Origin of the sequence: Acidihalobacter sp. (assembly GCF_037381185.1) — a bacterium.
GTDB lineage: Bacteria > Pseudomonadota > Gammaproteobacteria > DSM-5130 > Acidihalobacteraceae > Acidihalobacter_A.
This window is the reverse complement of record NZ_JARRQY010000011.1, coordinates 96,472-122,982: the sequence shown is the minus strand read 5'-3', so window position 1 is coordinate 122,982 and position 26,511 is coordinate 96,472. Positions and strand designations below refer to the sequence as shown.

The following is a 26,511-nucleotide window of genomic DNA, read 5'->3' as shown; positions in this document are numbered from 1 at the left end:
GAAACATCGAACGAACCGACAACGGCCGAGTGCTCGCTCTGCACCTCGGTCTTGCCCTTGCCCTGGCGCAGGTCCTCGATCGCCCGCTGGGCCTGTCGTCCGAATACCTTGCTCACACCCTTCAGGCGAATTCTGGTGCGGGTTTCTTCAGTCACAAGTAAGCCTATTTTTGCCGTAACGGTTTTTCACCCTAGCGCATCAAAAACGAGGATGCAAAAACGCAACGCGCAAAAACCCCTACTTCCACGTTGGCAACAGGAAGCAAGCGGCCTCAAAAAATGGGCTTTCAAATCAATTTGTTAGTATGGACTCTATGTCAAGCGGCAGCGGCGCGCAACGTTTACCCTCAAGCCACCGGCTCGAGTTTGGCGTAAGCGAGCACCAGCCACTTCGCGCCATGACCCGCGAAATTGACCTCCACCCGCGCCTGCGGGCCCTGTCCTTCGCAACCGGTGACCACGCCTTCGCCGAACTTGGCATGCATCACCCGCTGACCGACCCGCATGCCGCCCGGCGCCTCCTCCGGTACCGCCCGTACCGGTTGGCTGCGCGACCAGCCGGGCTGACTGATCTGCGCCTTGGGACGCACCTCCTCGATCAGCTCGGGCGGAATCTCCCCGATAAAGCGCGAGGGCAGGTTGTAGGTCTGTTGGCCATGGAGGCGGCGCGATTCGGCGGCGGTCAGCACCAGGCGTCGGCGAGCCCGCGTGATGCCCACGTAACACAAGCGCCGCTCCTCCTCCAGGCGTCCCGGCTCTTCGATCGACATGCGATGAGGAAACAGACCTTCCTCCATTCCACACATGAACACCAGCGGGAACTCCAGGCCCTTGGCCGAATGCAGCGTCATGAGCTGAACGCAGTCCTCCCAGGCTGAACCCTCTCCCTCGCCGGCCTCCAGCGCGGCATGCGCCAGGAATGCGTCCAGGGGAGTCATATCCGCATGCTCCTCGGGATCGAGGTGAAAACCGCGCGCGGCATTGGCCAGTTCTTCCAGGTTCTCCACCCGCGCCTCGCCGCGCTCGCTCTTGTCCTTGGCGAAGAACTCCTTCAGTCCGGAGCGCTCGACCACGCGCTCGACCTGCTCGTGAAGAGCGAGTCCCTGCGTCGCCTCGGCAAGTCCGCCGATGAGTTCCAGAAAACCGCGCAGGGCGCCGCCGGCGCGCGCCGACAGCATGCCGCTCTCGAGCAGGACCACGGTCGCACGCCACAGCGAGACGCCCTGCGTGCGCGCCTGGTCCCGCACCAACTGCAGGGTGCGGTCGCCGATGCCGCGCGTCGGCTGGTTGACCACGCGTTCGAAGGAGGTGTCGTCGTCGCGGTGCGCGACCAGGCGCAGATAGGCGAGGGCATCCTTGATCTCGGCGCGTTCGAAGAAACGCTGGCCGCCGTAGACGCGATACGGAATGGCACGTCCTATCAGCGCCTCTTCCAGTACGCGCGATTGCGCGTTCGAGCGATAGAGCAACGCCACCTCGTTGCGTCGCCCGCCCTGATCGACCCAGGCCTCGATCTGCTCGACGATATAGCGTGCCTCGTCGAGATCGTTGTAGGCCATGTACAGACGCAGTGGTTCGCCGCGCTCGCCCTCGGCCCACAGCTCCTTGCCGAGACGCCCCTGATTACGTGCGATCACCGCATTGGCGGCATCGAGAATGGCCGGCGTCGAACGATAGTTCTGTTCCAAACGCACGGTGATCGTGCCGGGAAAATCCTTCGAAAAATCGCGAATATGTTCGATCTTTGCGCCACGCCAGCCGTAGATCGACTGATCGTCATCGCCTACCGCGAACACCGGCGTGCGCTCGCCGGCCAGCAGCCGAAGCCAGGCGTACTGCAATGCGTTGGTGTCCTGGAATTCGTCCACCAGCAAATGACGGAAACGGCGCTGATAGTGTCCGCGAAGTTCGTCGTTGTCGCGCAGCAGCTCCAGCGCGCGCAACAGCAGCTCGGCGAAATCGACCACGCCGGCCTGTCGGCAGGCGGCCTCGTAGGCACTGTATATGCGGATCAGCTGCGCGTTGACCGGATCCCCGGTGTCGTCCAGGTGCTGCGACCGCAGCCCTTCATCCTTGCGCGCGTTGATGTACCACTGCGCCTGACGCGGCGGCCAACGCGCCTCGTCGAGTTCCAAACCGCGCAGCACTCGCCGCACCACACGCAGCTGGTCGTCGCTGTCGAGAATCTGGAACGCCTGCGGCAAGCCGGCCTCCTGCCAGTGCGTGCGCAGCAGGCGATGCGCCAGACCATGGAAGGTGCCGATCCACATGCCGCTGGCGGGCAGATCGAGCAGCGCCTCCACGCGGCCGCGCATTTCATGAGCGGCCTTGTTGGTGAAAGTCACCGCGAGCAAACTATAGGGCGACAGGCCGTCGACCCGGATCAACCAGGCGATGCGGTGGGTCAACACGCGGGTCTTGCCGCTGCCGGCGCCGGCAAGTACGAGTACGGGGCCGGGGGGCGCGGTGACGGCCTCGCGTTGCGCCGCGTTGAGGCCGGAAAGCAGATCAGAAACGTCCATTGCGGAATTCTAACAAAGCCTGCAACCCAAACCCGCCAAAGTGCACTATATATATACGCTCGACAGTGGCGCCACGGATTGGCGCGCAATCTGTGCCGAAAGGCGCCATACTTCCCCAATTGACAGGCCAGAGAGCTGGCATACGGCGTAAAGGAGTCTAGAATTACCGCATGGACGCAACACCCGAAGAAATGCCCCAACCCACGATGGACGAGCAGTGGGCGGGATCGCTGCTCTCCGGCAGCAACGCTGACTACCTAGAATCGATCTACGAAGCTTATCTGCACGATCCGGATTCGGTCGATCCTCACTGGCGCGACTACTTCCAGCGGCTGCCGCGAGTCAACGGCTACGATGCCGAGACCGCCCATTCGGAGATCCGTGCCGCCTTCGTTCAGACCGGACGCAGCCTGCGCCCCGCCACCGTCTCCACCCAGGACCACGAAGCCAAGCAGCTGCGTGTGCTCCAGCTGATCAATGCCTATCGTTTTCTCGGCCACAGCCGGGCCAACATCGACCCGCTGCAGCTATACCAGACGCCCGACATCGAGGAACTGTCGCTGGCCTATTACGGCCTGGACGAATCCGACCTCGACACCATCTTCCGGACCGGCTCGCTGGTCGGCGAGGAAGACGCGACGCTGCGCGAGATCATCGCACGCCTGGAGGAAACCTACTGCGGCCCGGTCGGCGCCGAGTACATGCACATCAGCTCGGTGGCCAAGAAGCGTTGGCTGCAGACTCGCCTGGAAGGCCCCCGCGCCCGCATCGAACTCGATCGTGATCAACGGCTGTACCTGCTGCAGCGCCTGACCGCCGCCGAGGCGCTCGAGCGTCATCTGCATTCCAAGTACGTCGGCCAGAAACGCTTTTCGCTGGAAGGCGGAGAAAGCCTCATTCCCCTGCTCGACACCCTGATCGAGAAAGCGACCAGCGAGGGCATCCGCGAAGCGGTCATCGGCATGGCCCACCGCGGCCGGCTGAACGTGCTCATCAACATCATGGGCAAATCGCCGCAGGAGCTGTTCCAGGAATTCGAAGGCATACACAAGGACGGCCTGCTCGCCGGCGACGTGAAGTACCACCTGGGCTTTTCCTCCGACCGGCTGACCGCCTCCGGCCCGATCCATCTCGCGCTGGCCTTCAACCCCTCGCATCTGGAGATCGTGGGTCCGGTGGTCGAGGGTTCGGTACGCGCACGCCAGGACCATCGCGGCGACCGCGAAGGCCGCGAAGTCATGCCGATCGTGATCCACGGCGACGCTGCATTCGCCGGCCAGGGCGTGGTCATGGAAACGCTCAACATGTCGCAGACGCGCGGTTTCGCGACCAAGGGCTCCGTGCACATCGTGGTCAACAACCAGATCGGTTTCACCACCAGCACCCGCGCCGACGCCCGTTCCAGCCAGTATTGCACCGACGTCGCCAAGATGATCGGCGCGCCCATCCTGCACGTGAACGGCGACCATCCGGAAGCCGTGGTCTTCGTCACCCAGCTCGCGCTCGACTACCGCATGCGCTATGGCGAGGACGTGGTCATCGACCTCGTGTGCTACCGCCGTCACGGGCACAACGAAGCGGACGAACCCCGCGCCACGCAACCGGTCATGTACCAGCGTATCCGCGAGCTGCCGACCACGCGCGAGCGCTACGCCGTCGCCCTGGAGAGCGGCGGCCTGATCGAAGCGGGAGCAGCCGACCGCATGCTCGAAGCCAGCCGGGCCCAGCTCGATGCCGGCCCGCCGGTGGTGTCAATATGGAGCAACGCCGAGAAGTCGCCCGATCCCGCCCATACCATCAACTGGGCACCCTACCGCAACCCCGATCCGGATGCGGCCTATGAGACCGCTGTGCCTCTGGAGCGTTTGCGGATGCTCGCCGAGCGCATGCAGGCCATGCCGGAAGGCTTCGAAGTCCAATCGCGCGTCGCCAAGATTCTCGACGATCGGCGCAAGATGGCCGCCGGCGCACTGCCGCTGGACTGGGGCTTTGCCGAAGTCATGGCCTACGCCACACTGGTTACCGACGGCAACCAGGTCCGCCTGTGCGGACAGGACAGCGGCCGCGGCACCTTCTTCCACCGTCAGGCGGTGCTACACAACCAGTTGCGCCGCGAAGCCTATGTTCCCCTGCGCCAGCTCGACCCCGAACAGGCCGACTTCCTGGTCATCGATTCGCTGTTGTCCGAAGAGGCCGTGCTGGCCTTCGAATACGGCTATGCCGCCGCCTCGCCCGAGGCGCTGGTGCTGTGGGAAGCCCAGTTCGGCGATTTCGTCAACGGCGCACAAGTGGTCATCGACCAGTTCATCAGCTCCGGCGAAGAGAAATGGGGCCGGTACAACGGCCTAGTCATGCTGCTGCCGCACGGCTACGAAGGGCAGGGCGCGGAACACTCCTCCGCACGCCTCGAGCGCTTCCTCCAGCTATGCGCCAACAACAACATGCAGGTCTGCACACCGACCACCCCGGCGCAGGTATTCCACATGCTTCGCCGCCAGGTCGTACGTCCGCTGCGTAAACCGCTCATCGTGATGTCGCCCAAGAGCCTGCTGCGCCACAAATTGGCGGTAAGCCAGCTCGACGACCTCGCCTCTGGCAACTTCCAGGAGGTGATACAGGAAACGGACTCGCTGGTTTCCAAGGAGGTCAACACGGTCGTGATTTGCGGAGGTCGCGTGTACTACGACCTGCTCGAACGCCGCCGCAACGATGAGCGACGCGACGTTGCGATCCTGCGTATCGAACAGCTCTACCCGTTCCCGGAACGCGAACTCAAGCAGGCGCTGCGCCGCTACTCGAACGCGCAGCGTTTCGTCTGGTGCCAGGAGGAACCGGTCAACCAGGGAGCGTGGCTTTCCATCCGCGACAACCTGCAACGGACGATCGGACCGGAGCGCCGGCTCGAGTGCGTCTCGCGGCCCGAAGCCGCGGCACCTGCCGCCGGTTACTTCGAACTCCATACACGCCAGTTGCGCGACTTGCTCGCCGCAGTCTTCGCCTAAGCCAACCCACCACCAGCCCCACGGAGAATTTCCCCCCTCATGAACACCGAGGTCAAGGTACCCCCCCTTCCCGAGTCAGTGGCAGACGCCACCATCGCCGCCTGGCACAAACAACCGGGCGAAGCGGTTTCCGCGGACGAAAATCTCGTCGACCTGGAAACCGACAAAGTCGTGCTTGAAGTCCCCGCTCCCGGCAGCGGAGTACTCGGCGAAGTGTTGGCTAAGGAAGGCGACGTCGTCACTGCAGGGCAAGTGATCGCCCGCTTTACCGACGGCGCGGTCGTCAAGGCAGCAGCCTCCGCGGAAACGCAGGAAACCGAGGAAACTGCTGCAAACGGCAACGCCCCGGTAGGCCCCGCAGTACGCCGCCTGCTCGACGAACACGGTCTGAGCGCCGACATGATCCAAGGCTCCGGCAAAGGCGGCCGCATCCTGAAGGAAGACGTAGAGGCTTATGTCGCCGCCAAAGCCGAGGCCCAGAAGGCCCCCGCAGCAGCGCCGAAGCCCGAGACGCCGGCACCTGCCTCGCCGGCAGTCGTGCGCGAGCAGACTCCCGCCCCCGTGGCCGGCGAGCGCAACGAACGCCGTGTGCCGATGACTCGCCTACGCGCGCGCATAGCCGAGCGTCTGGTTCAGGCGCAGCACAATGCAGCCATGCTGACCACCTTCAACGAAGTGGACATGCAGCCCATCATGCAGCTGCGCAATCGTTATCGCGACCGCTTCGAGAAGGCTCACGACGTGCGCCTCGGCTTCATGTCCTTCTTCGTCATGGCCGCCGTGGCTGCACTCAAGCGCTTCCCCGCCGTCAACGCCTCCATCGACGGCAACGACGTCGTTTATCATGGCTTCTACGATGTCGGCGTCGCCGTTTCCTCGCCGCGCGGCCTGGTCGTACCGATCCTGCGCGATGCGGACCTGCTGTCGACGGCCGATATCGAGCGCCGCATCGGCGAATTCGCCACCCGCGCGCGCGACAACGCCCTGGGCATGGACGACATCACCGGTGGTACCTTCACGATCTCCAACGGTGGCGTATTCGGTTCGCTGCTCTCGACCCCGATCCTCAATCCGCCGCAGAGCGCCATCCTGGGCATGCACAAAATCCAGGAACGCCCCGTGGTCGTCGACGACGAGATCGCGATCCGTCCGATGATGTACTTAGCGCTGTCATACGACCATCGCATAATCGACGGACGTGAGGCAGTACAGTTCCTTGCCGCGATCAAGGATGCCGTAGAGGATCCTTCGCGCCTGTTGCTGGAACTCTAAGGCCACACCTGGGAGTGCGCGAAAAGGACAGCCGGCTGCACGCACGCTTACTACGCATCCGCCTGTCCGATGGCATGGAAAGGGCGGCACGGCCGCCCGCCGGCACGCGTACCCCCCTGAAATACCTTCCGCCTGAAGCAGCCGCCATCGCCGCTGCGACGGCGGCCCCGGCCCCTGCTTCCCTGCACCTCGACGGGTCGCAGGGAGCACGGGCTTTAGGACTATAAATACCGCCACAGCCTGCGGAGAACATGCTATGGACAAGGATTACGACCTCATCGTCATCGGAGCCGGCCCGGCGGGCTACGTCGCTGCACTGCGCGGCGCCCAGCTCGGCTTCAAGGTCGGATGCATCGACAACTGGCTCGACCCCGACGGCAAGCCCAGCCTGGGCGGCACCTGTCTCAACGCCGGGTGCATCCCCTCCAAGGCGCTGCTCGACACCTCACATCACTTCAGCGCCCTGCGCACGGAGTACGCCGATCAGGGCATCCTGGTCGACGGGCTGCGCATCGACGTGGACACCATGCTGGCGCGCAAACGCAGCGTCGTCACCGCCCTCACCCAGGGCATCGCGACCCTGTTCAAGGCGCAGGACATCGACTGGCTCAAGGGCCACGGCCAACTCCTCGGTACCGGCCGCGTCGGTTTCACCGCGCACGACCGCAAGACGCCCAAGGAACTGACCGCCGACAACGTCATCCTCGCCCCCGGCTCGACGCCTATCGCGCTGGACTCCGCACCGCTGGATGGCGAATACGTGGTCGACTCCACCGGCGCCCTGGAATTCACCGACGTGCCCAAGCGCCTGGCGGTGATCGGTGCCGGCGTCATCGGACTCGAACTCGGCAGCGTATGGAACCGCCTCGGCTCCGAGGTCACCCTGCTCGAAGCGCAGCCCGACTTCCTGCCCATCGCCGACCAAGCCCTGGCCCGCACGGCGCTCAAGACCTATACCAACCAGGGCCTGCAAATCAAACTCGGCACGCGCATCAAGTCCGCCAAGCTCAGCGGCAAGAGCGTGCGCACGGTATTCGAGGATGCTTCGGGCGAACAGCAGGAACGCTACGATCGCGTCATCGTAGCCGTCGGCCGCCGGCCGAACACCACCGGACTGTTCACGAACGAGAGCGACCTACTGCTGGACGAACGCGGCTGCATCCATGTCGACGACTTCTGCCGCACCAACCTGCCCGGCGTGTGGGCCATCGGCGATGCCGTGCGAGGTCCCATGCTCGCGCACAAGGGCGAGGAAGAGGGCGTCATGGTCGTCGAGCGAATCGCCGGGCAGAACAGCGCGACGGAACCCGATCTGATTCCTTCCGTGATCTACACCACGCCCGAATTCGCCTGGGTCGGCCCGACCGAGCAGAAGCTCAAACAGGCCGGCATCCCCTACCGCAGCGGCCGCTTCCCGTTCGCCGCCAACGGCCGTGCCCGCGCCCAAGGCGATGTCGAGGGCGAAGTCAAATTGCTGGCACACGCCGAGACGGACCGCCTGCTGGCAGCGCACGTCTTCGGACCCAGCGCCTCCGAACTCGTCCAGCAGGCCGTCATCGCCATGTCGATGGAGGCCACCTCGGAGGACCTGGCACGGACCATCTTCGCGCACCCGACGCTGTCCGAGTCCGTACACGAGGCCGCTCTGGCAGTCGACGGACGCGCCCTGCACATGGCCGGCAAGCCCAAGCGCGGCTGAGACGCCGCCACTCCGGATCGTCCAATATGACCTGCGTCAATCAATGCGCAGCTAGTGCGTGATGCGCAGGTCCCCAGACGCTAGATTGAATCTCAGGAAACACCCGCCGGACAATCGGACTAGCGGGTGCTGAGAGGGGAGACAGCAGACAGGGGCTGACAATGGACGATCGTGGGCAGATCGAAAAGAAAGCATCGAAACGCCGTTCCGGCGCGGCACGTGCCGAAGACACGCCGCGCCGGATGAGCAAAGGCGACATCGCCCCCAGGCTGACACCCACCGGCGTTGAAAAATACGAAGTCGACGAAGCCACCATCGGCGCACAGGACGCCGAAGCCGTCGCCTTGCGCGAAATCCAGAACAACGAAGGCGACAAGGCACAGGAAAGCATCGACGCCATCCTGCTGGGCGACGCGCCGGACGACGTCGAAGCGATGGAAGCGGAACTACGCCGCCCGCAACCGGCGCCTCCCGGCAAAACCAACGACGAACTGGCCGAAGACTGGCGCGAAGGTAGCTATCCCTACCTCTACAAGATGCGCCGGCGCGACTACGAGAAGCAGAAATTCGATCTGCAGGTTGAAATGCTCAAGCTGCAGGCATGGGTCAAGGACGCGCAACAACGCGTCGTGATCGTGTTCGAAGGACGCGATGCCGCAGGCAAGGGCGGCACGATCAAGCGCATCATGGAACATTTGAATCCACGCGGAGCGCGGGTCGTCGCCTTGGAAAAACCCAGCGAGATCGAGCGCGGGCAGTGGTACTTCCAGCGCTACATCACGCACCTGCCGACCTTCGGCGAGATCGTGCTGTTCGATCGCTCCTGGTACAACCGCGCCGGCGTCGAACATGTGATGGACTTCTGCAATCCCTATGAATATCAGGAGTTCCTGCGCCAGGCGCCGGAATTCGAGCGCAATCTCGTGCGCAGCGGCATTCATCTGATCAAGTTCTGGTTTTCGGTCAGCCGCGAGGAACAGCGCCGGCGCTTCAAAGAGCGGCGCGTACATCCCCTGAAACAATGGAAGCTATCGCCGATTGACCTGGCCTCGCTGGAAAGATGGGAGGACTACACCAACGCCAAGGAAGCCATGTTCTTCCACACCGACACGGCCGATTCGCCCTGGACGGTGGTCAAGTCCGACGACAAGAAGCGCGCACGCCTCAATGCCATGCGCTACATCCTGCTGTCGCTGCCGTATACCAGCAAGGATCTGGAGCGTATCGGAGCACTCGACACGCTGCTGGTCGGACGAGCCGACGTGGTACACGAACGCGGCGAGCATGACATCACCTCCGGGCACTATCTGCGCAGCTAACGCCCCTCGCGGATCGCGCTTGCAGGGGTGTGTTGAGGATCGCTGCGCTTCACCCCAAGCTACGCTTCGCTGGGACCATCCGGCCCTCGAGGACTGGCTTTCGTTGGCGCGGCGCCGCTCTCTAGCGTGCCCGCCACCAGGCCGCAGCGAAAGAGGCCGCCGACGCCGCCAGCAGTGCCCACCCGACCACCGGCACATCCACCCAGCGCAGCACGTCCGCCGGTGCCAGACCGATACTCAAGGCGGCGGCCACCAGCAGCGCCGCTCCGGCGCTGCGCAACACGCTCAGACGCCGCGACTGCCTCAACTCGTCACGCAGCTCGGCAATCTCCCGAGACTGCGCCTGCACCATGAGGCGCCCTTCGGAGCCCTTGCGCGCCAGCTCGTACAGCAGCTGCGGCATCTCGGGCAACTGCTCGAGCAGTTTCGGCAGGCGATCGCGCGTCTTGCGCAGGAACGCCCGAGGGCCCATCTGTTCGCTCATCCAGTGCTCGATGAACGGCTTGGCCGTCTTCCACAGATCCAGCTCGGGGTAGAGCTGGCGCCCCAGACCTTCGATGTTGAGCAGCGTCTTCTGCAGCAGCACCAGTTGCGGCTGCACCTGCATATCGAAACGTCGCGCGGTCTGGAATAGGCGCAGCAACAGGTGTCCGAAGGAGATATCCTTCAGCGGACGCTCGAAGATCGGTTCGCACACTGTACGTATGGCCGATTCGAACTCGTCGACGCGAGTGGTTTCCGGCACCCAGCCAGACTCGACGTGCAGTTCGGCCACCCGACGATAATCGCGATTGAAAAAGGCATAGAAGTTCTCGGCCAGATAGCGCTGGTCCTCGGGCGACAGACTGCCGACGATACCAAAGTCGATGGCCAGGTAACGCGGATTCTCGGGATGCTCCTCGTCAACGAAGATATTGCCCGGATGCATGTCGGCGTGAAAGAAGTTATGGCTAAACACCTGTGTGAAGAAGATCTCCACCCCCCGCTCGGCCAACACCTTCAGATTCACGCCGGCGGCGCGCAGGCGCGACACATCCGCGACCGGAATGCCGTGGATACGTTCGATCACGAATACGTTGCGGCGCACGTAGTCCCAATGAATCTCGGGGATATAGAGTTCATGCGAACCCTCGAAGTTGCGCCGCAGCTGACTGCCGTTGGCGGCCTCGCGATACAGGTCGAGTTCGTCGAGGATCGTCTTTTCGTATTCGTCGACGACCTCGCGCGGCCGTAGGCGCCGACCCTCCGGCCAGTAGCGGTAGGCGAGGTCCGCGACCACGTGCAGCAGGTCCAGATCTCTGCGAATGGTGCGTTCGATCTCCGGACGCACGACCTTGACCACCACCTGGCGCCCGTCATGCAGCATCGCCCCGTGTACCTGCGCGATCGAAGCCGAAGCGATCGGCTTGTCGTCAAAGCTCTGGAACAGCTCCGACACTGGCTTGCCGTAGGCACGTTCGACGACCGCACGTCCGCCCTCGAAAGGCGGCACGCGGTCCTGCAGCCGAGTCAACTCGTCCGCGATGTCGTCCGGGAGCAGATCGCGCCGGGTGGACAGCATCTGGCCGAACTTGATGAAAATTGGCCCCAAATCCTCCAGCGCACGACGGATCCGCTCGCCGCGGCTGATGTCGTGGCTGCGGAACCAGTGCCACGGCGTCAGCAGCAGCAGGAAACGCAGCGGGCGCAGCAGATGGATGGCGAAGACGACTTCGTCCAGGCCATGGCGCACCAGCACGAAATTGATGTGCGCCAGGCGCAGGGCCTGGCGCAGCAGACGCAGCGGCGAGCGGCGGGATGTGCTGCTCATGCCTCGTCTGCGCCTGTCTTGCTCGCCGCCTCCAAGCGGAGCAGACGCGCTTCGAGGCGATCGAGATCCTCGCGCAAGCGGTCGACGGCATCGAGGAAATCGTTCAACTCGGGCCGCACCGGGCTCAGGTGAGCCTCTTCCGTCACGTACTCGCCGAGATCGTCGACGGTATGCGCGAAGTTGCGCCGCAGCCGCGCGCCGAGGTCGCGGACGTTGGCGCCCAGCGCATGCGCCAGCGGATCGCCGATATAGCGGCTCATCAGTTCTTCCCAGTCGAATTCGACCGCGCGCAGCACGCCCCACAGACGCTCGCCGACCTCGACGTCGCCTTCGATGCGCACGTCACCACCCGCCAGGGCCGCGGCGGGCTGTTCGGCCAAGGCCACACGCAGCAGCGCCAACGGCGTGGCGCGGATCACCGCATCGGGCTCGTCGCCGAGGCTGCCGTGAACGCGGATGCGGGACGTCTCGGGCACCAGCACGAACGCGAGGTCGAGACCTTCCAGATGCACCGCGACCAGGCGTCCGTCGATGCGCTCGAGTGTGGCCGCCGTCTCGACATCCTGGGCGAGATAGGCGTTGAGCGCCGTTTCCAGGGCTGCACACAGCGCAACCGGGAGATTCATAAGCTGCGTCTCACTTCGTCAAGCGTCGGGGGCAAGGGCTCTTTGGCAGACACGCGAACTACCACGGTGCCGGCGATCTTGTCGTGGAAACCCTGCTTGCGGGCGTCCCATACAATCCACAAAAATCCCAGGCACAAAGGCAGCATGGACACGATATAGGCGAACCAGCGCAATACCGCCTGGCCCACGCCCAGCGTTCCGCCGCTACGCGCGTCGACCACACGGCAACCCAGCAGTAGCTTGCCCGGCGAGCCGCGATAGCGCACCCAGAAAAACACCGTGAGCACCAACGGCAGCAGGTAGTTGATCAGCAGATCGGCCGGCCCGTACAGATCGAGCATGCCGGAGTGCGATTCCGCCCAGCGCCAATAGTCCGCGCCGTAGGCCAGTTGCAACAGCAGCGCCAGCACCGGCAGCAGCAACAGGCTGTCGACGATGGTCGCCAGCAGTCGTCGCCAGAAGCCGGCGTAGCGGGGCTGGGTCAAAATTTGTGGCCCCGATGCACGGCGACGATACCGCCGCTGAGATTGTAGTACTCGGCGCGCTCGAAACCGGCGGTTTCCATCATGCCCTTCAGAGTCGGCTGATCGGGATGCATACGGATCGACTCGGCCAGATAGCGATAGCTGCCGGCATCGCCCGTGATCAACTTGCCCATCAGCGGCAGTGCGCTGAAGGAATACAGATCGTAGACCGGCTTGAGTCCGGGCAGCACCGGCTTGGAGAACTCCAGCACCAGCAGCCGCCCACCGGGCTTGAGCACCCGGTACATCGAACTCAGCGCGGCGTCCTTGTCGGTCACGTTGCGCAGGCCGAAGGCGATGGTGATCAGATCGAAATGGTTGTCGGGGAAGGGCAGACACTCGGCGTTCACCTGCGCGAAACGCAGATTTCCGGCCAGCCCCTGGTCGAGCATACGCTCGCGACCGCGGCGCAGCATGGAGGCGTTGATATCCGCCAGCACCACCTCGCCGCCCGGCCCGACCATGCGCGCGAAACGCCCAGCCAGATCGCCGGTGCCGCCAGCCAGGTCGAGCACGCACTGCCCCTTGCACACACCGGCAAGCTCGATCGCGTAGCGCTTCCACAGGCGATGGATGCCGAAGGACATCAGATCGTTCATGACGTCGTAGCGGTCGGCCACGGAGTGGAAGACCTCCGCCACCTTGCGGGCCTTGTCCTCCGTCCTGACCTGCTGATAGCCGAAGTGAGTGGTGTCTTGCTTGTCCATGTCTGCTCCGCGCCGGGGCGTGTTGTCGGCAAGCTCCGAGCTTGCCCGAGGGTCGGAGGAAACGGGCCTGCCGGCGGCCGGTTCGACTCCTGGCGGTATTCGAGTGTGGCGTGCCTCAGTTCGGCTCCTGCCGCTGGTAGCCGGTTTCCGCGAGCCGGTCGAGATAGGCCTGCCAGTTCTCGGTCTGATTTTCCCCCAGCTCGTAGAGGTAATTCCAGTCGTAGATGCCGGTATCGTGGCCATCGCTGAACACCAGCTTGACCGCGTAGTTGCCGACCGGCTCGATGGCGGTGATGTTGACCGACTCCTTGCCGGTCTGCAGCACTTCCTGGCCCGGGCCATGGCCGCGCACCTCGGCCGAGGGCGAGTACACGCGCAGGTATTCGCACGGCAGGTGGAAATGTCGGCCGTTTTCGTAGGCCAGTTCGAGAATGCGCGACTGCTGGTGCAGGCGGATATCGGTGGGACGGGGTATGGACATGGACATTACTCGTTGATGTTCGTGGCGTGTGCGAAACGGCAGTATACGAAGGCCTGCTCGACGCCGGCCGGAGTCGCATGCAGTTCCGTTGCGGACTCCAGCAAACGGAACCGTTCGCCCAAGGTCTGCGCCAGGGTTTGCGCGCTGTAGCGCTGCACCGGCAAGCCGCTGCAGCGTTCGGGACCGTCCAGCGCGAATGTTGCGATGATCGCCTGACCACCCGGCTCGAGGTGGCGTTCGAGCCGCTCCAGGTAAGCGGCACGCGCCTGCGGGTCGACCAGGAAATGGAATACCGCGCGATCGTGCCAAAGCCGGTAGTTTCCGGGCAGTCCGGCGCTGGTAATATCCGCCTGCAGCCATTGCACCGCCGTCGCGGCCGCACCCAATCTGGCACGGCTTTGTTCCAATGCCGCCGCCGAAATGTCCAGCACGCTGACGTCGCCGTAGCCGGCTTCCAACAGCCGATCAACCAAGCGCGATGCGCCGCCGCCGATATCGATGAGCGGCGCCTGCCCGGACATTCCCGCCGCTTCGATCAGTGCCAGCGACAGGTTTGGAGAGGGCTGGAACCAACTGACCTCCTCGGCCGCCTTGCCGCCGTACACCGCCTCCCAGTGCGCCGCGCCGGACATGGCTCAGAGGATGTAGCGGCTCAGGTCTTCATCCTGCGCCAGTTCGCCGAGCGAGGTATCGACGGCAGCCGCGTCGAGCACCAGCTTCTCGCCGGAGCGATCGGGCGCATTGAACGAAACCTCTTCGAGCAGGTGCTCCAGCACCGTGTGCAAGCGGCGGGCGCCGATGTTCTCGGTGCGCGCATTGACCTCGAAGGCGATCGCGCCGATGCGCCGCACCGCATCCTCGGTGAATTCCACCTCCAACCCCTCGGTCGCCAGCAAGGCGGTGTACTGCTCGACCAGCGACGCGTCGGGCTCGGTGAGGATGCGCACGAAATCCTCGGCGCTCAGCGCATCGAGCTCGACGCGGATCGGCAGCCGGCCCTGCAGCTCGGGGATCAGGTCCGAGGGCTTGGACAGATGGAAGGCGCCGGAGGCGATGAACAGAATGTGGTCGGTGCGCACCGAGCCGTACTTGGTGGTCACCGTGCTGCCTTCGATCAGCGGCAGCAGGTCGCGCTGCACGCCCTCGCGCGAAACGTCGGTGCCGCCATGCTCACCACGCTTGGCGACCTTGTCGAGTTCGTCGAGGAATACGATACCGTTCTGCTCGACCTCGCGCACCGCAGCAAGCTTGAGTTCGTCCTCGTTGACCAGGCGCAGCGCCTCCTCCTCGGCGAGCAACTTGCGCGCATCGGCGATTTTGAGCTTGCGGCGCTTGGTCTTGTTGCCGGCCAGATTCTGGAACATACCCTGCAGCTGACTGGCCATCTCCTCCATGCCGGGCGGCGTCATGATCTCCACCCCGGCCGGCGCCGCACTCAACTCCAGCTCGACCTCGCGCTCGTCCAGTTCGCCGTCGCGCAGGCGCTGGCGCAGCTTCTGTCGCGCCACGCTTTCGCTCGGGCTCTCGTCGGGTTCGTGCAGGAATTCGTTGCGCGGGCTCGCACCCGGCAGCAGCACGTCGAGGATGCGTTCCTCGGCTGCCTCGGAGGCTCGGTAGCGCACCTTCTCGACCTCGGCCTCGCGGGCCTGTTTCACGGCGATGTCGGCAAGATCCCGGACGATGGATTCCACATCGCGCCCGACATACCCGACTTCGGTGAACTTGGTCGCTTCGATCTTGATGAACGGCGCATTGGCCAGCCGCGCCAACCGGCGCGCGATTTCGGTCTTGCCGACACCGGTCGGCCCGATCATGAGGATGTTCTTCGGCGTCACTTCCTGGCGCAGCGCCTCGGGCAGCTGCTGGCGACGCCAGCGGTTGCGCAGCGCAATGGCTACGGCGCGCTTGGCCTGCGCCTGGCCGACGATGTGCTTGTCGAGTTCCTGGACGATCTCGCGGGGAGTCATAGGGGTCATGATGATTGCACGCTTGGCGGACGCTGTGCGGGACGGTGTGCGGCCGGCGTTCCGCCGGCGCCGCGGCTCACTCGCCCAGCGTCTCGATGGTTAGGTTTCGATTGGTATAAATGCAGATGTCGGCAGCAATATTCAAGGCTCGCTCGGTGATTTCCCGGGCGCCGAAATCCGTGCCCTCGATCAGCGCGCGAGCCGCCGACTGGGCGAAGGGGCCGCCGGAACCGATCGCGATCAGGCCGCCTTCGGGCTCGATCACGTCGCCGTTGCCGGAAATGACCAGCGAGGCCTCGCTGTTGGCAACCGCCAGCAGCGCTTCGAGCCGGCGCAGGGCGCGGTCGGTGCGCCATTCCTTGGCCAGCTCCACCGCGGCCCGCGTGAGGTTGCCGCTGTGCTTCTCCAGCTGCCCCTCGAAACGCTCGAACAGAGTGAACGCGTCGGCGGTGCCGCCCGCGAAACCGGCGATGATGCGGTCCTGGTAAAGCCGACGCACCTTGCGCGCATTGCCCTTCATGACCGTATTGCCCAGCGTGACCTGGCCGTCGCCGCCCATGGTCACCTGACCGTCGCGCCGCACCGAAAGAATGGTGGTGCCTCTGAACTGTTCCATACCTCGAACTCCAGTTGGGTGAACGGACCCAAGCGAAGGGACGGATTCTAACACTTCGACTCGACCCGCAAGCCAGATGAGCAGCTAAATGGTTACCGGATCAATAGTCGTCTTCGTCCTTGCGCCTGCGGGCGCGGGGATGGGCCCGATCGTAGACCTGCGCCAGATGCTGGAAGTCGAGGTGCGTATAGATCTGCGTGGTGCTGATATTGGCGTGGCCGAGCAGTTCCTGCACGGCACGCAGATCGCCGGAGGATTCCAGCAGGTGACTGGCGAAGGCGTGGCGCAGCATATGCGGATGCACCGGCGTATCGAGGCCCGCCAGCAGTGCGCGCCGACGCAGGCGCGCCTGTACCGCCCGCGCGCCCAGACGCGCACCGTGTCGCCCCACGAATACCGCCTCTTCCCCGGTCGCGGCGAGCTGTCCACGCACCTGCAGCCACGCCGACAGCGCCTCGCAGGCCTTGCGCCCGACGGGCAGGTCGCGGGTCTTGCCGCCCTTGCCCGTCACACGCACCCGCGCCGAGGCCAGATCCAGACCGACAAGATCCAACGAAACGGCTTCCGCCAGACGCAGTCCGGAGGAGTAGATCAGCTCGAACAAGGCACGATCGCGCAAGTCGAGAATATCGTCGTCTCCGTGTTCCAGCAGCGCGGTCATCTGCTCGGGATCCAGCGTCTCCGGCAGCCGCCTGGAGCCTTTGGGTGCGCGAAGATCCTGCGCGGGATGAATTTCCACCGCCGCCTCGTCCTGCAGGAAGCGATACAGGCCACGCACCGCCGCAAGACGCCGCTTGAGCGTGGCGGCGGACAGTCCGCTACGGTGCTGTGCGGCGACGAAGGCGCGCACATCGTCGGCGGCGGCTTCGGTCAAGGGGCGCCCGAGCTGCTCGAGAAAGCCGGCAAAGGCATGCAGATCGCGGCGGTAGGCAGACACGGTATGCGCCGAGTAGCCGCGCTGGGCGGCAAGGCGCTCAAGATAGAGGGCGATCCAGTCGGATGCCGCACCGGAGGCGGGAACTGCGCTCACACACGCCCGAGCTTGCCGCCTACCGCGCCGGCCAGGAGATCGCCCAGATAACCGAGGAACAGGGTGCCCATGCTTGGATGGAAGCGGTCCGCATCGTGGCTGCCCAGCGCCAGCACGCCCAGTGGCTCGGTATCGTGCAGAGGAATCACCACCGCAGATTCCACCTCCGCGGCGTCTTCGCCGAACAGCCAGTCGAGCTGTTCGCGCCGCAGGCGGCCGCACAGCGGGCGGCGGCGTTCGAAAATGGAGGCGAATTCCTTCAGGCCGGGATCGTTCTTCGCAACGCTGTAGGGCGCCTGCAAGGAACCATCGCGATCGATCATCCGTACCACGACATGATCGGCATGGAATTCGCCGCAAAGCAGTTCTCGCGCGGTCGCCAGCACGCTGTCCATGCTGTCGGCCCGCATGAGGCCCAGCGCGAGCGCGTGGGATGCGGCAGGCGCAGCACGTCGAGCAGCTCGAGATGGCGGACAAAGAAATCGGGATGCGTGCGCAGGAATCCGGCAACGGCATCCTCGCTCAGGATGTCCGATTCCTTAGCCGTGGTTTGTGCGTTCATTTTAAGGTATCCGCCCCTCAAACACTGTGGCCGTCGGTCCGGTCATCATCACTGGTGCATCCGCCCCTTGCCATTCAATCATAAGGCGGCCGCCCAGTACGTCAACCGCCACGCGCGGCGCCAGCCAGCCACGCAGCCGCCCGCTGACGACGGCCGCGCAGGCCCCGCTGCCACAGGCCTCCGTCTCGCCCACGCCGCGCTCGAACACGCGCAGCCGGATGTGCTCCGCCGAAACGACCTGCATGAAGCCGACGTTGACCTTGCGCGGGAAGCGCGGATGCGCCTCGACCATCGGGCCGAGTTCGTTGACCGGCGCGCGGTCGACGTCTTCGACGCGCAGCACGGCATGCGGGTTGCCCATCGACACGGCGCCGATTTCGTGATCCCTGCCGTCGACCGCCAGGGCATACGCCGGCGACTGCGCATCCGCCACGAAGGGAATGGCAGCAGGCTCCAGCCTCGGCACGCCCATGTTCACCGTCACCTGGCCGTCGTCCTCCAGCCGCAGCGTCAGCAGCCCGCCCAGCGTTTCCACCTTGATCTCGGGACCGGCGGCCAAGCCCTGGTCGACCACGAAGCGGGCGAAACAGCGGGCGCCGTTGCCGCATTGCTCGACCTCGCCGCCGTCGGCGTTGAAGATCCGGTAACGAAAGTCCGCCTCGCCGCCCGTGGCGGGCTCGACGATCAACAACTGGTCGCAGCCGATGCCGCGATGACGGTCGGCCAGCGCGCGCACGGCATCCGCATCCAGGCTAACGGACTGGCTGACGGCGTCGATCATCACGAAGTCGTTGCCCAGGCCGTGCATTTTGGTAAAGCGTAATCCGCTGAGCTTCATTAACGGCCCTCTCGATCCAGGCACGGTGCATTCTTGAATCCGGCCCGCCGCTGGGTAATACTGCTTTAGTTTATTAGCGCCTCGTTATGGGCGTTGAGTTCGGCCCAGAGGCACATTCGGCCAGCCTGCGGTGAACATCCTATCACCCTTGGCGATGCCGGGAAGACCTTCATGTCAAGCCGGCTCGGCGGCCGACGAAGGTTCCAATAATCGCAACCCGTAGAAGTCGACGTAGGAGAAATACGACAATGACTGATTTCACCAAAGAACTGGATGCCCGCGGCCTGAACTGCCCCCTGCCGATCCTGCGCACGAAGAAGGCCATCGCCGAGCTGAACAGCGGCGAAGTGCTGAAGATCGTCGCCACCGATCCGGGCGCCGTGAAGGACTTCGAAGCCTTCGCCAAGCAGACCGGCAACGAGCTGCTCGAGCACAGCGAAGCAGGTGGCGAGTTCACCTTCTTCATGAAGAAGGGCTGAACAGCCTTTCTCTGCGGGAAGGCGGTCAAGCCGCCTTCCCGTCCCGCCCGTAGCCGTCGTCCGACGGCCCGCTTTTCCACAATCCGCTACGGAAGCAAGGTCTCACCGGCCACCATCTGCTCGAAGCTCTCGCGCGCCCGCACCTCGTGGACCTCGGCGCCGTCCACCATCAGCTCCGGCGCTCGCGGCCTCGAGTTGTAGTTGGAACTCATCACGAAACCGTAGGCTCCCGCCGAGCGCACCGCCAGCAGCTCGCCCGGCGACAAGGCCAGCCGGCGCTGCTTGCCGAGAAAGTCCGCCGACTCGCACACCGGCCCCACCACGTCGTAGTCCAGCGCTTCGGCATCCGAACCCTGCCGAGCCGGGATGATCTCGTGCCAGCCCTCGTACAGAGCCGGACGAATGAGATCGTTCATGGCCGCGTCGACCAGCGCGAAATGCCGGTCATGGGTGTGCTTGAGGTATTCCACCCGGGTCAGCAGGATGCCCGCGTTGCCGGCGATGGCCCGCCCCGGCTCGAGCATGATCTCCAGCTCGCGCCCGCCGATTCCCTCGCGCAGCGCCGTGGCGTACTCGGCCGGCTCGGGCGGCGTCTCGTCGCGGTAGCGGATACCGAGCCCGCCGCCGACGTCCAGATGGCGGATGACAATGCCTTCCGCGGCCAGCCGGTCGATCATGCCGAGCAACCGGTCCAGCGCGTCGCGCATGGGCGCCAGGCGGGTGAGCTGGGAACCGATGTGGCAGTCGATGCCCGACACCTCGATGTTCGGCAGCTCCGCCGCGCGGCGGTACAGTGCCGTCGCGGTGTCCACGTCGACGCCGAACTTGTTCTCGCGCAGGCCGGTGGAGATATAGGGATGGGTATCGGCATCGACGTCCGGATTGACGCGCAGCGACACCGGCGCGCGCCGCCCGCATTCGCCCGCCACCTCGTTGAGTCGCTCGAGTTCGGCACCGGACTCGACATTGAAGCAGCGGATACCCACTTCCAGCGCGCGGCGCATTTCCCAAGCCTGTTTGCCGACGCCCGAGAACACAATCTTGGCCGCCTCGCCGCCGGCGCGCAGCACGCGCTCCAGCTCGCCGCCGGAGACCACGTCGAAACCCGAACCGAGGCGGGCGAACAGATTCAGCACCGCGAGATTGGAGTTGGCCTTGACCGAGTAGCAGATCAGGTGTGGATGATCGCCCAGCGCGGCATCGAAAGCGCGCCAGTGGCGCTCCAGCGTGGCGCGCGAGTACACGTAGCAGGGCGTGCCGAAACGCTCGGCCAGCTCCGAGGCCGGCACGTCCTCGGCATACAGCTCGCCGTCGCGGTAGTTGAAGTAATCCATGCTCAGCCTCCCTGCTGCGCGGAACTGCCGTTGCCGGGCAGGTACAACGGGCCTTTCTTTCCACAGCCGCCGAGCACCGAGGCGAGCAGGGCGATCAGTAGCAGCGCAGCCACGCGCCGGCCGATAGTGGTCAGGTTCATAGTTGAAGAGTCAGCGAACGGTCGAAGCGGTTAACTTACCTGATGGCACCGAAACACGCGAGAGCGTGCGACAATAAGCACCGCGACACTCCCATTCCAAGACTTCAGCAGACCCCATGAGCAGCACTCCCACCGAACTTCCCGTCCAGCACTTCGAGAGCCGCGACGGCCTGCAGCTAGCCTACCGCGAACTCGGCCACGGCCGGCCGCTGGTCCTGATCCACGGCTATTTTTCCACCGCCCAGGTCAACTGGCTGCGCTACGGCCACGCCGAACGGATCGCCGCGCAGGGCTATCGCGTGATCATGCCCGACCTGCGCGCCCACGGCGCCAGCGCCAGACCGCACGACGCCTCGGCCTATTCGCCCGACGTGCTGGCCGACGACGGCCTCGCGCTGATCGAGCATCTCGGTCTGGACGACTACGACCTCGGCGGCTATTCACTGGGCGCACGCACCACGCTGCGCATGCTGGCACGCGGCGCGCGGCCGGCGCGCGCGGTCCTGGCCGGCATGGGACTCGAGGGCATCCTGCACACCGGCGGCCGCGGCGAGTATTTCCGCCGGGTACTCACCAACCTGGGCAGCTTCGAGCGCGGCAGCGTGGAGTGGATGACCGAAGCCTTTCTCAACACCGTCGGCGGCGACCCGGTGGCGCTGCTGCATATCCTCGACACCTTCGTCGACACCCCGCGCGAAGCACTGGCCGACATCGACGTGCCGACCCTGGTGCTGGCGGGCGAAGAAGACCACGACAACGGCTCGCCCGAGGCGTTGGCCGAATCCCTGCCGAATGGGCGGCACGCCGCGGTGCCCGGCAACCACATGAGCGCGGTCACCAAACCCGAGCTGGGGGAAGCGATCGCCGGCTTCCTCGGGCCGGCCCCGGCCTGAACCGTACGGATACCGAAACAAGCGATGACCACACTCGACTTCGTCCTGCGCGAACGCGGCCCCGTGCCACAGCACACGTTGATCTGGCTGCACGGCCTGGCCGCCGACGGCTACGACTTCGCGCCGCTGGTCGACGCGCTCGAACTGCCACCCGATCTCGGCCTGCGCGTGGTCCTGCCGCACGCGCCGTTCCGCCCGGTGACCATCAACGGCGGCGCAAGCATGCGTGCCTGGTACGACTTCCGCAGCCTCGAGTTCGGCCGCGGCGAAGCCACCGAGGATATCGAGGACTCGATCGGCCTGATCCACGAACTGCTCGCCGCCGAACGCGCCGCACTGCCTGCCGGCGGCAAGCTGCTGCTGGGTGGCTTCTCGCAGGGCGGGGTGATGACGCTCGCCGCCGGCCTGCGCGCCGAACCGCGCCCGGACGCGCTCGTCGTGCTCTCCGCCTACCTGTGGAACGGTCCGCCGGACCCCGAACGCGCGCCACCCGTGTTCCAGGCCCACGGCGAACAGGACCCCGTCATTCCCCTCGCGGCCGGCGCCGCTGCCCATCGCCAGCTGGTGGAAGCCGGCATCGATACCCAGTGGCGGACCTATCCAATGGCGCACGCCGTCTGCCCTGAGGAAATCGTCGATCTCACGCGCTGGCTGCTGCAGGCGCTGAACGCCTAGCCGGACGTTCTTGCGTAGCGCCTCAAGTGGTGATGGCGCCGGGCAGGGTCTATGATCGGATTCATGGACATCGATGCCCGTCGCGCCCAGCTGCGTATCGACCCGGGCCTGGAACCCGCCGCCCCACTGTGGCAGCGCGTTCCCACCCGCACGCCGGAAGGCCACCTGGCCAGCGACTTCATGATGCTCATTCCCGGTCTGCGCCGCCGGCCGCAGGACCAGCTCCAGCGAGTGCTGGACGACATCCATGCGGTGCTTTCGCGCTACGGCAACGCCGTGCTATTTGCGGATATGAATCTCAAGCTCAACGTCCTGTGGGTCAGCGTGCGGCCGGTACCCGGCATCACGCTGGAGCTGGCCGCGGCGGTCAAGGTGCGCGTGCCCGAAGCTCTGCTGATCAGCAAGCCTCATCCCAAGCATCTATGACCCGCACGCTGGTCATTCTCGGCCTCGTTCTGATCGCAGTCGGTGTCACTTGGCCCTGGATCTCGAAGCTAGGCCTGGGGCGTCTGCCGGGGGATATCGTTATCCGTCGGGAAGGGTTCACGTTCTACTTTCCGTTGACCACGTCGGTCATCGTCAGTCTGGTGGTTTCGTTGTTGATTTGGTTGTTCAGGAAATAGACGACGGTTTTGACGAATGGCGCATTTAAACCGCACATTCTTTGTGCCGCCCGGGTTAATTTCGTGCGCGATTCAAGGTGTGGGGCTTCGCTCAATCGCGGCGACGCGCCCGAGCCGATTTCTTTGAATGCGCAAAGAAACAGGCGAAAGAAACGCACCCCCAGGATCGCTTGTCCCTATCGGGCAACCTCGCGAACGTACCCCTGAACGGAGCCCGCAGCCATTCGCGTCCTGCGAAGGGCTGCTTGGCCGGCTTCCCTGCCGGCCATCCCCGCCCAGGCGCACGTTCGCGAGGCAAGCAATCAGGGGGGGCTAACGTCAAAACACGGCTTCGGTAGGTTGGGGTGAGTGCACATGATTTGCACCGCCCGCGTTGGGGTGCGCTTCGCTTACCCCAACCTACGCTTCGATCGCCGAATACGTAGCCCAAGCGTTTGGCGTGCGTTTTGTTTTGACGTCTAGGTTCCCGTTAGGCCTTGCCTCGAGCGTGCGCCCCGGCGCGGGGTCGGGCGGCATGGACGCCGCCCGAGCAGGCTTTGCCAGGAGGGCAAGTGCCTGCGGTGCCCCGGGCCGGGGTGTGCGCTCGAGGTCTGCCCGTCAGGGACAAGGCCTTTCGGGCGCCTTTCTTTCGCCTCTTTCTTTGGGCGTGCAAAGAAAGAGGCTCGGGCGCGTCACCCAAGCAGGATCAATACTGGAAACGCTGATTCGCGCCCGAAACGTGCCTCAGCGCCAAAAACAGGAAAAGCTCCCACCGCATGGTCAACAGAAACCACAACCGCTGATCCGCGTCTGCATATTCAAAGAAGGCGGCAACGCCCCCCAACACCCTAAACCGCACAAGACTGCCGCGGCCGATCACTCATCTCGGTCAAACGCTGCAGATCCTGCGCATAAGGCTCCTGCGCTCCAACGCCTGCGAGCGTTTCCGCCAGCACGCGTTGCGCCCAGCGTGGCAGATCCGGATGCACCCGGTAGAACACCCATAGACCGTCTCGCCGGTCGCTGACCACCCCCGCCTCGCGCAGGGCTGCCAGATGGCGCGAGATCTTGGGTTGCGAGAGTTCCAGCGCGTGCGTCAGTTCGCACACGCACAACTCGCCCTGGCGCTGCATCAGCATCAGGCTGCGCAGACGGGTGGCGTCGGAGAGCGCACGAAAGAAAGTATCAGGTGTCATGAAACCTTTATATATGGCTGCTTGCATATATATGCCTTGCCAATTATAGTCCAAATCCACTTCAGAGACCCAGACAACCGCTCATGCTAGCGCTGCTGATCTTCGTCGTCACCCTGGTCTTCGTCATCTGGCAGCCGCGCGGCCTGGGCATCGGCTGGAGCGCGCTCGCCGGTGCGCTCGTCGCGCTCGCCACCGGCGTCATCAGCCTCGGCGACATCCCGATCGTATGGCACATCGTCTGGGACGCGACCTTTACCTTCGTGGCGCTGATCGTCATCTCGCTGGTGCTCGACGAAGCCGGCTTCTTCCACTGGGCAGCGCTGCATGTCGCCCGCTGGGGCCGCGGCGACGCCCATCGCCTGTTCCCACTGATCATCCTGCTCGGCGCCGTGATCGCCGCCTTCTTCGCCAACGACGGCGCGGCGCTGCTGCTCACGCCAATCGTTCTGGCCATCTTGCTGCGCCTCGGCTTCAGCCCCGCCACGGCGCTGGCCTTCGTGATCGCCACCGGCTTCGTTGCCGACACCACCAGCCTGCCGCTGGTGATCTCGAATCTGGTCAACATCGTCAGCGCCAACTACTTCGGCATTCCCTTCGACCGCTACGCCGCGGTCATGGTGCCGGTGAACCTGGTTACGCTGGCTGCCACGCTGGGCGTCCTGTGGCTCTATTTCCGCCGTCACTTGCCGGCGCGCTACGACACCCACGATCTGGAGTCGCCCGCGTCTGCGCTGCGCGACCCACTGGTCTTTCGCGCTGCCTTCCCCCTGCTCGGCCTGCTGCTCATCGCCTACTTCGTCACCGCGCCCTTCGGCGTTCCCGTATCGGTGGTCACCGGCGCCGGCGCGCTCGTTCTGCTTGCACTGGCCGCCCGCTGGCATGCCGGCGGGCGCGGCGCGCGCATCGCCGTGCGCAAGGTGCTCAAGGAAGCGCCGTGGCAGATCGTGATCTTCAGCCTCGGCATGTATCTGGTGGTCTACGGCCTGCGCAACGCCGGACTGACCGACTACGTCGCCCGCGCGCTGGAATGGCTCGGCGCCCACGGACCGGTGACCGCCGCGGTCGGCACCGGTTTTCTCAGCGCCGGACTGTCCTCGGTCATGAACAACATGCCCAGCGTGCTGGTCGGGGCGCTGGCCATCGACCAGGCGCACGGGCTGTCCGCCGTCAGCCGCGAGGCCATGATCTACGCCAATGTCATCGGCTGCGATCTGGGCCCTAAATTCACCCCCATCGGCAGCCTGGCCACGCTGCTCTGGCTGCACGTGCTCGCACGCAAGGGAGAGACCATCACCTGGGGGCAGTATATGAAGGTCGGCCTCATCCTCACGCCGCCGGTGCTGCTTCTCACCCTGCTGGCACTGGCGGCATGGCTGCCGGTCGTCGGCTATTGAGCGCTCCAACCAAGGAACTGAAACATGACTGCGCCTCTGCACCTGCTCTTCGTCTGCACCGGTAATTCCTGCCGCAGCCAGATGGCCGAAGGCTGGGCCCGCACGCTCGGCGGCGACCGCGTGATCGCCGAATCCGCCGGCATCGAGGCTCACGGCAAGAATCCACGCGCCATCGCCGTCATGGCCGAAGCCGGCGTGGACATCTCCGCGCAGGAGTCGACTCGATTGAGCGACGACATGCTCGCCCGCGCCGATCTGGTGGTGACGGTCTGCGGCCACGCCGACGAGCACTGCCCGGTGCTGCCGGCCGGCGTACGCAAACTGCACTGGCCTCTGACGGATCCCGCCAAGGCCACCGGCACGGAAGAGGAAATCATGGCCGAATTCCGCCGGGTACGCGACGAAGTGAATCAGCGGGTTCACGCCCTGCTGGAGACGGAGTTGGCGGCAGACCGTACGCCGAACGACTGAAACCGATGCGTTCGACTTTACACTTCCCGCGGGTGCATCCCGCGCGGAAACGGGGTGCTGCGATCCCTTCGCGGACACCCTGAAGTCACTCTTTCCGCCGCGCACTGTCCTTGCGCGCGGCCCAATTCCATCCTGTTCCCGCATCGACCGACGCCGCTTTCCGGACCGGACAGAGGCGTCGGATTTTTTTACGCATCCGCCACCCCTCTTCCGAAACAAAACAGCTAAGCGTTTGAGCTAAATAGCTTTATATCGAGTTGGCGCGGATATTGTGTTTCGCCCTGAAGTCCCACAAGAACAGTCCGGGCAAATCCAGCGCGGACGATAAGCGAGCAGTCGCGGCTTTGCGGGAG

Annotated in this window: 26 protein-coding genes and 1 pseudogene; 11 read left to right on the top strand and 16 right to left on the bottom strand. The window is 64.9% G+C overall.

Annotated elements, in window-relative coordinates:
- Nucleotides 1-346 precede the first annotated feature (346 nt).
- On the bottom strand, nucleotides 347-2,521 hold the full coding sequence (gene uvrD, locus P8014_RS05865; RefSeq protein ID WP_337816368.1) for a DNA helicase II: 2,175 nt from the start codon (nucleotides 2,519-2,521) through the stop codon (nucleotides 347-349).
- A 170-nt stretch (nucleotides 2,522-2,691) separates the two neighbouring features.
- Between uvrD and P8014_RS05860 the strand changes: the two genes are divergently transcribed.
- The 4 genes from P8014_RS05860 (at nucleotide 2,692) to ppk2 (ending at nucleotide 9,813) form a co-directional block, all read left to right on the top strand.
- Nucleotides 2,692-5,523 carry a 2-oxoglutarate dehydrogenase E1 component gene (locus tag P8014_RS05860; protein ID WP_337816367.1) on the top strand — a complete coding sequence of 944 codons (2,832 nt, stop codon included), beginning with the start codon at nucleotides 2,692-2,694 and terminating at the stop codon, nucleotides 5,521-5,523.
- A gap of 39 nt (nucleotides 5,524-5,562) precedes the next feature.
- Complete coding sequence (odhB, locus tag P8014_RS05855) at nucleotides 5,563-6,795, top strand: 2-oxoglutarate dehydrogenase complex dihydrolipoyllysine-residue succinyltransferase (RefSeq protein WP_337816366.1); 1,233 nt, start codon at nucleotides 5,563-5,565, stop codon at nucleotides 6,793-6,795.
- A gap of 256 nt (nucleotides 6,796-7,051) precedes the next feature.
- A complete protein-coding gene (gene lpdA / locus P8014_RS05850) occupies nucleotides 7,052-8,494 on the top strand; it encodes a dihydrolipoyl dehydrogenase (RefSeq protein WP_337816365.1) in 1,443 nt (480 codons plus the stop codon).
- A 161-nt stretch (nucleotides 8,495-8,655) separates the two neighbouring features.
- Nucleotides 8,656-9,813: a polyphosphate kinase 2 gene (gene ppk2, locus P8014_RS05845; RefSeq protein ID WP_337816364.1), complete on the top strand. Its 1,158-nt coding sequence runs from the start codon at nucleotides 8,656-8,658 to the stop codon at nucleotides 9,811-9,813.
- A 121-nt stretch (nucleotides 9,814-9,934) separates the two neighbouring features.
- Here ppk2 and ubiB read toward each other — a convergent pair whose 3' ends face one another.
- The 11 genes and pseudogenes from ubiB to dapF all read right to left on the bottom strand — a co-directional run bounded on the left by ubiB (nucleotide 9,935) and on the right by dapF (nucleotide 18,974).
- Nucleotides 9,935-11,623 (bottom strand): ubiquinone biosynthesis regulatory protein kinase UbiB, encoded by a 1,689-nt coding sequence (gene ubiB / locus P8014_RS05840; RefSeq protein WP_337816363.1) that lies wholly within the window; start codon nucleotides 11,621-11,623, stop codon nucleotides 9,935-9,937.
- Nucleotides 11,620-12,249: an SCP2 sterol-binding domain-containing protein gene (locus P8014_RS05835; protein WP_337816362.1), complete on the bottom strand. Its 630-nt coding sequence runs from the start codon at nucleotides 12,247-12,249 to the stop codon at nucleotides 11,620-11,622. The genes ubiB and P8014_RS05835 overlap by 4 nt, the downstream gene beginning before the upstream one ends.
- The gene (locus P8014_RS05830) at nucleotides 12,246-12,734 is read right to left on the bottom strand and encodes an RDD family protein (RefSeq protein WP_337816361.1); all 489 of its coding nucleotides are present in this window, start codon (nucleotides 12,732-12,734) and stop codon (nucleotides 12,246-12,248) included. Before P8014_RS05830 ends, P8014_RS05835 begins: the two co-directional genes overlap by 4 nt.
- Entirely contained in the window at nucleotides 12,731-13,480 is a 750-nt protein-coding gene (gene ubiE, locus P8014_RS05825) for a bifunctional demethylmenaquinone methyltransferase/2-methoxy-6-polyprenyl-1,4-benzoquinol methylase UbiE (RefSeq protein WP_337816360.1), read from the bottom strand. The genes P8014_RS05830 and ubiE overlap by 4 nt, the downstream gene beginning before the upstream one ends.
- 115 nt (nucleotides 13,481-13,595) lie before the next feature.
- Nucleotides 13,596-13,961, bottom strand: a complete 366-nt coding sequence (locus tag P8014_RS05820; protein WP_337816359.1) for a DUF971 domain-containing protein — start codon at nucleotides 13,959-13,961, stop codon at nucleotides 13,596-13,598.
- A 5-nt stretch (nucleotides 13,962-13,966) separates the two neighbouring features.
- A complete protein-coding gene (locus tag P8014_RS05815; protein ID WP_337816358.1) occupies nucleotides 13,967-14,593 on the bottom strand; it encodes a class I SAM-dependent methyltransferase in 627 nt (208 codons plus the stop codon).
- A gap of 3 nt (nucleotides 14,594-14,596) precedes the next feature.
- On the bottom strand, nucleotides 14,597-15,937 hold the full coding sequence (gene hslU, locus P8014_RS05810) for an ATP-dependent protease ATPase subunit HslU (RefSeq protein ID WP_337816357.1): 1,341 nt from the start codon (nucleotides 15,935-15,937) through the stop codon (nucleotides 14,597-14,599).
- Between the two features lie 67 nt (nucleotides 15,938-16,004).
- On the bottom strand, nucleotides 16,005-16,544 hold the full coding sequence (gene hslV, locus P8014_RS05805; protein ID WP_337816356.1) for an ATP-dependent protease subunit HslV: 540 nt from the start codon (nucleotides 16,542-16,544) through the stop codon (nucleotides 16,005-16,007).
- Nucleotides 16,545-16,644: 100 nt separating this feature from the next.
- Nucleotides 16,645-17,574: a tyrosine recombinase XerC gene (xerC, locus tag P8014_RS05800; protein ID WP_337816355.1), complete on the bottom strand. Its 930-nt coding sequence runs from the start codon at nucleotides 17,572-17,574 to the stop codon at nucleotides 16,645-16,647.
- Nucleotides 17,571-18,136, bottom strand: a pseudogene (locus tag P8014_RS05795) (DUF484 family protein). The gene xerC and the pseudogene P8014_RS05795 overlap by 4 nt, the downstream one beginning before the upstream one ends.
- A gap of 1 nt (nucleotide 18,137) precedes the next feature.
- Nucleotides 18,138-18,974 carry a diaminopimelate epimerase gene (gene dapF / locus P8014_RS05790; RefSeq protein ID WP_337816354.1) on the bottom strand — a complete coding sequence of 279 codons (837 nt, stop codon included), beginning with the start codon at nucleotides 18,972-18,974 and terminating at the stop codon, nucleotides 18,138-18,140.
- 248 nt (nucleotides 18,975-19,222) lie between these two features.
- Between dapF and P8014_RS05785 the strand changes: the two genes are divergently transcribed.
- Nucleotides 19,223-19,453 carry a sulfurtransferase TusA family protein gene (locus tag P8014_RS05785; RefSeq protein ID WP_337816353.1) on the top strand — a complete coding sequence of 77 codons (231 nt, stop codon included), beginning with the start codon at nucleotides 19,223-19,225 and terminating at the stop codon, nucleotides 19,451-19,453.
- Nucleotides 19,454-19,539: 86 nt separating this feature from the next.
- Here the strand turns inward: P8014_RS05785 and lysA are convergent, their stop codons facing one another.
- Nucleotides 19,540-20,787: a diaminopimelate decarboxylase gene (lysA, locus tag P8014_RS05780; RefSeq protein WP_337816352.1), complete on the bottom strand. Its 1,248-nt coding sequence runs from the start codon at nucleotides 20,785-20,787 to the stop codon at nucleotides 19,540-19,542.
- Nucleotides 20,788-20,789: 2 nt separating this feature from the next.
- The gene (locus P8014_RS05775) at nucleotides 20,790-20,927 is read right to left on the bottom strand and encodes a lipoprotein (RefSeq protein ID WP_337816351.1); all 138 of its coding nucleotides are present in this window, start codon (nucleotides 20,925-20,927) and stop codon (nucleotides 20,790-20,792) included.
- A 116-nt stretch (nucleotides 20,928-21,043) separates the two neighbouring features.
- Between P8014_RS05775 and P8014_RS05770 the strand changes: the two genes are divergently transcribed.
- The 4 genes from P8014_RS05770 (at nucleotide 21,044) to P8014_RS05755 (ending at nucleotide 23,118) form a co-directional block, all read left to right on the top strand.
- Complete coding sequence (locus tag P8014_RS05770) at nucleotides 21,044-21,820, top strand: alpha/beta fold hydrolase (protein ID WP_337816350.1); 777 nt, start codon at nucleotides 21,044-21,046, stop codon at nucleotides 21,818-21,820.
- Between the two features lie 24 nt (nucleotides 21,821-21,844).
- Nucleotides 21,845-22,495, top strand: coding sequence for a carboxylesterase (locus tag P8014_RS05765; protein WP_337816349.1), 651 nt, complete (start codon nucleotides 21,845-21,847; stop codon nucleotides 22,493-22,495).
- Nucleotides 22,496-22,558: 63 nt separating this feature from the next.
- Nucleotides 22,559-22,921: a hypothetical protein gene (locus P8014_RS05760; protein WP_337816348.1), complete on the top strand. Its 363-nt coding sequence runs from the start codon at nucleotides 22,559-22,561 to the stop codon at nucleotides 22,919-22,921.
- On the top strand, nucleotides 22,918-23,118 hold the full coding sequence (locus P8014_RS05755; protein WP_337816347.1) for a DUF2905 domain-containing protein: 201 nt from the start codon (nucleotides 22,918-22,920) through the stop codon (nucleotides 23,116-23,118). The genes P8014_RS05760 and P8014_RS05755 overlap by 4 nt, the downstream gene beginning before the upstream one ends.
- Here the strand turns inward: P8014_RS05755 and P8014_RS05750 are convergent.
- Nucleotides 23,046-23,276 (bottom strand): hypothetical protein, encoded by a 231-nt coding sequence (locus P8014_RS05750; RefSeq protein ID WP_337816374.1) that lies wholly within the window; start codon nucleotides 23,274-23,276, stop codon nucleotides 23,046-23,048. The genes P8014_RS05755 and P8014_RS05750 overlap by 73 nt on opposite strands.
- Before the next feature lie 669 nt (nucleotides 23,277-23,945).
- The gene (locus P8014_RS05745; RefSeq protein WP_337816346.1) at nucleotides 23,946-24,293 is read right to left on the bottom strand and encodes a metalloregulator ArsR/SmtB family transcription factor; all 348 of its coding nucleotides are present in this window, start codon (nucleotides 24,291-24,293) and stop codon (nucleotides 23,946-23,948) included.
- An 83-nt stretch (nucleotides 24,294-24,376) separates the two neighbouring features.
- Here P8014_RS05745 and P8014_RS05740 point away from each other — a divergent pair, with 83 nt between their 5' ends.
- The gene (locus P8014_RS05740) at nucleotides 24,377-25,687 is read left to right on the top strand and encodes an arsenic transporter (protein ID WP_337816345.1); all 1,311 of its coding nucleotides are present in this window, start codon (nucleotides 24,377-24,379) and stop codon (nucleotides 25,685-25,687) included.
- Between the two features lie 24 nt (nucleotides 25,688-25,711).
- Nucleotides 25,712-26,158 (top strand): arsenate reductase (thioredoxin), encoded by a 447-nt coding sequence (gene arsC / locus P8014_RS05735; protein ID WP_337816344.1) that lies wholly within the window; start codon nucleotides 25,712-25,714, stop codon nucleotides 26,156-26,158.
- Nucleotides 26,159-26,511: the final 353 nt, after the last annotated feature.